Source organism: Alkanindiges hydrocarboniclasticus (assembly GCF_001982605.1).
Lineage (GTDB): Bacteria > Pseudomonadota > Gammaproteobacteria > Pseudomonadales > Moraxellaceae > Alkanindiges > Alkanindiges hydrocarboniclasticus.
Map to the genome: position 1 here is coordinate 1 of NZ_MLCN01000056.1, position 4,380 is coordinate 4,380.

General features: G+C 36.2%; 5 protein-coding genes. All 5 read left to right on the plus strand.

Translation table 11 applies throughout. The annotated features are described in order from the left end of the window. On the plus strand, positions 1–233 hold a 233-nt coding region (locus BKE30_RS14900), incomplete at its 5' end, for a hypothetical protein (RefSeq protein ID WP_198938093.1). A gap of 21 nt (positions 234–254) precedes the next feature. Beyond that, positions 255–1,190 carry a M15 family metallopeptidase gene (locus BKE30_RS14905; protein WP_076879358.1) on the plus strand — a complete coding sequence of 312 codons (936 nt, stop codon included), beginning with the start codon at positions 255–257 and terminating at the stop codon, positions 1,188–1,190. 12 nt (positions 1,191–1,202) lie between these two features. Further along, the gene (locus tag BKE30_RS14910) at positions 1,203–1,475 is read left to right on the plus strand and encodes a PAAR domain-containing protein (RefSeq protein ID WP_076879359.1); all 273 of its coding nucleotides are present in this window, start codon (positions 1,203–1,205) and stop codon (positions 1,473–1,475) included. A gap of 430 nt (positions 1,476–1,905) precedes the next feature. After that, complete coding sequence (locus BKE30_RS14915) at positions 1,906–2,745, plus strand: iron-containing redox enzyme family protein (protein ID WP_076879360.1); 840 nt, start codon at positions 1,906–1,908, stop codon at positions 2,743–2,745. 208 nt (positions 2,746–2,953) lie between these two features. After that, a complete protein-coding gene (locus BKE30_RS14920) occupies positions 2,954–3,526 on the plus strand; it encodes a TetR/AcrR family transcriptional regulator (protein ID WP_076879361.1) in 573 nt (190 codons plus the stop codon). The last annotated feature ends 854 nt before the right edge of the window (positions 3,527–4,380 follow it).

Consider the following 4,380-nt stretch of genomic DNA (forward strand, 5'->3'; position numbering starts at 1 on the left):
CTGTGAAACCTGTGAAACCTGTGAAACCTGTGAAACCTGTGAAAAAAGTAACGGTAAAACCCGTGGAAGTCAAAAAAAAACTAATACCCTCCAAATCCATCAGCAAGAAGCCTGAAAAACCGGATCAGATAGAACAATTAATCATGCAAATCAATAAATCTGCTGAAAAAACAAAAACAGTTAAACATTCCGTAAAAAAGACTGACGTAAATCCAATCCTTAAAAAGTCCTAGTAAGGTAATGACATATTCAAAATGATCTGGCTGGCTTTATTTTATTTTGTACTTATTAGCGTGGTTAGCGCTTTAGTATTTTCTGGGCAATGGCGAAACTCTCTTTGGCATGGGATTAAATCCATTATTCCACAAAGCCGGCAATACCTTAAAAACTACTATGGCCGCAGAGAAAATTTATCGTTGGCACCTAGAGCCAATACAATAGGTAATGGTTGGGATCAACAGCAAATACTAGTAGTGCTGGCTGGAATATTTTTATTGGGGTCACCTGTCCTGTGGATGGCAACTCGCGATACCGCTATTCCTGTCATGAGTGATGAATCGGCAGATTCTGTAGATCCACAGATTTATGCGTTGCTGGAAGGTGAAATGCTGGTACCGCCTCCCGAAGTAGATGCCGAGCTGATTGTGGCTGCAGAAGCCATTGCCATTCAGGCAGAACAAATCGCCCAGCAATCTTCATCCATTGATATTCCGGTAGCTGCAGTACATACCACTGACTTGCGCTTCGCTGACCGAAAATGGGATAGGATTAATCCACGTTATGCCCAGCGCTTATTGCTGGTTTTTAAAATCATGAAAGAACGCTACGGTTATGAAATGGTATTACTTGAAGGCTACCGGAGTCCGCAACGACAGAATATGCTAGCGGGTAAAGGGGCGCATGTAACCAAAGCTACAGGTTATCGCAGCTATCATCAGTTTGGACTGGCGGGTGATGTTGCTTTTTTGCGCAATGGCAAAGTTGTTATTACCGAAAAAGACCCATGGGCTAGGCAGGGCTATCGTTACTATGGCGAAGTCGCAGAATCTGTAGGCTTAACCTGGGGGGGCCGCTGGAAAATGATGGACTTGGGCCACACAGAGTTTCGCATCAAAGGTATTCTTGGCAATGCTGCAATGGCCGAAAAGCTGATTGCTGAAAGTAATCAACCCCTATCCGCACTACAATAAAAGAGGACAATAATGAGTAAAGCCATTATTACGGTGGGAGCCATGACTAGTCATGGTGGCAAGGTCATTCAAGGCAGTTCGACCAGTACCATTAATGGTGTTGCCGTTGCCTGTGTTGGCGACAAAGTAAGCTGTCCGCAAAAGGGTCATGGTGGTATTACCACCATTGTAACTGGTGATAACGCACTCTTAATCAATGGCCGTGCCGTAGCACGTCATGGTGACAAAACAGCTTGTGGTGCAACCTTATTAGCAAATCAAGCGCTAGGTGTTGATAACAGATAATATAGAGCTGTTATAGTTAATATGAGAAACTTCCAATGCATTACCTGATTGCGATAGGCCTATCTAGTACAGCGCCGAACTTAAATTAAAATCAAAGCCTGTTTTTAAGATTTTATATGCAAAAAATTTAAACTAAAATTACACTATTGATCAGGGTTGCCCATGCACCATTTTTGCCGTATTTTCTTGCAGCTTTTGCCCCAATTTGGCGCTTTAATTATCAAGTATTATAAATGCAGAATAGCACCAAAAAAATTAACAAAATAGAATTTTTATCAGTAAAATCAATATCTAAAATTTTATCATTTCAGTCATTGATACAGACTTGTCTGTCCCCGGCAAATATGCTTCAATTATGAAGTTATATTAAACATTAGATAGATAACTTCTCTTTAATGAAACTATTCATACGTTTAAATCTTAGATTATTATGCATATTGATATAGATCAGCCTAGAGAAATTGCTGTTGAAAAGCTAAAAGAAAGTATCCCCAAGGAATTATGGGATGCTAATGAACAGTTTATTAACCAATTAAAAACCAGTATCAAGTGTCATGCGCTAGCTTCAAACCCCATAATTGAATTATTGAACAGTGGACAATTTAATCATCAAGCCATAAAAAACATTCATCTGGAATATCGGCACGCCATCGTACAAATTTTTACTGATGCCTTGTTAATTGCCCAGTATCAGGCTCGGCAACTTGAGCCGCGTCTACCAGCCGGCACCAAAATGATTGCCCGTTTTTTGCTAACCTTAAATGTACTTGATGAATTCGGGTTTCAGCCGGGTACCAGTTCAACTGAATACTATCGCGGCAATCCGGCCTATGCGCATTATCCACTGTTTGAAAAAGTGCTGAATGAACTCAATATTTCTATCGAGGAGCGCGCAAACTATAAACCCAGTCAAATTGCTGTGGAGGTTAGACAGTATCTTGAACAAAGTTATGATGCCTATATCGCCGTGGTGGCCCTGCTAGCAGTTGCTGAACAACAGGTTATTCTATATAGCCCACCTTTGCGCCAAGCTACCAAAAGTGTAGGTTTAAACGTAGAGCATGGTTACTACTATGTACATGGGATTTCATCGGACACCACTGCACTGGCTGCAGATGATGATCATGAGGATGATTTATGGTTTACCTTAATTCAGGCCTGCACCCCGGACATTTATCAATCGGTTACATCCATGTGCATGCATTACTGTGATCTCTGGAACCAGTTCTGGTTGCATCAGCTTGAGTTAAATGCCGCATTAAAGCGCTAATTTTACAATACCTTAAATTAATTAAAATTAGCTTGCTTAGTACAAGCAATTTATTGTATAAATCGTTGGTTACCAAATTTTTAAAATTTTTAGAACTAATCGAGAAAATAACCCTAAAAAGAGATATAATTATCGATTCAATCTAGCTATCCAGATTTACTTCAAGCGATTTATTACTCATATAGTATTTTGCGAATAAGGATTAACCTTGAAAAGTAGCTCCAAAAAAGAAATTATCTATGAGACAGCCACAGCATTATTTGCTCAGCATGGGTTTCATGCTATTGGTATTGATCGAATTATTTCTGAGTCAAACGTCGCAAAGATGACGCTATATAAGTATTTCCCTTCTAAAGAACACTTGATTGAAAGTATTCTGATCCGTCGTGATGAGCAATTGCGTACCAGTATAATCCAATCAATGGATGAAGCAATAACTCCTTTAGAAAAAATTAAAAGTATTTTTCAATGGTATGAAAAATGGTTTGAACAGCCTAATTTTTATGGCTGTATGTTTATTAAGGCTTCTGAAGAATTTTCGCAAGAAACACCTAAGATCAGGCAGATTTCCCAGGATCATAAACAGTGGCTTACGGATGTAGTAGAAGAATTACTGATTAAAATTGGGGTAAAACACCCTGCCTCACTTGCTAATTTTATTATGGTCACTCTAGATGGCTTAACTGTAAATGCCAATATTTTTGCTTATGCAGGTGGGATGAAGCTTGATTCTAGCTGGTCTTTTGTTGAAAACTTGATTTTACAGTCTAAACAACACTAGTTTTAAAAAAATAACTATTAGCCTATAGTCGAATTATTTTTATCTTTTCAGTTCATAATTCCCTCAATATTTCCTTAATTATGAAAATAAATTCGTTTTTTTAATCAAATTTGTAGATGGAAATTGGTTTTTTTATCTTAATAACAAATGCTGAATTGCTAACCCTTTGAATTTTATTGCAAATACAAAAAATCACAAGATGGTTAAAAAACTATCACTTAAATAACATTTGATTGCAAATAGACAGAACTGTCTGTACCATAAAAACCATAAAGCGCTATTGAAATCATACTTGTTTTTTAATGGCTTTGTAAGGATCTTTAGCTTGATATAAGTGATTTACCATGACTTTAGTAAAAACTGATTTATCAACTGATTGCTGTTTATATGCTCAGAAAAAATCTGTTCTGTTTTGGTCTTTAGTAAATCATGCGTATTCGACCTATAATCCTTTAGGTTTGAGTTTTTTTATTAATGATAAAGTAGTAAATTTAAAGTTAAATCAAAGCAATAATATATTTTTGAGTATAGAAAACATACTCGTCAGACAGTGTTTAAAATTTGGGTATAGACCTTTATGGTTGAATAAAAAGCTACTTACCCTGCTTTTATTATTAATTGATATTAATAACTGTTTTACTATGCATAAAATTTTTTTAGTTAAAAGATTTATATTAAAAAAAATAAGATTCCAATAACAATAAATTAGTTTATAATTGCAGTCTTATTTATAAGTGACGATATTAAATTACTCTGATATCGTCACTTTTTTTATTCCCTAAAAACATTAACTATTTATTCATAAATTAATTTGAGGTAAGTTATTCTTATTTAATATGTATTTTATTTACAGG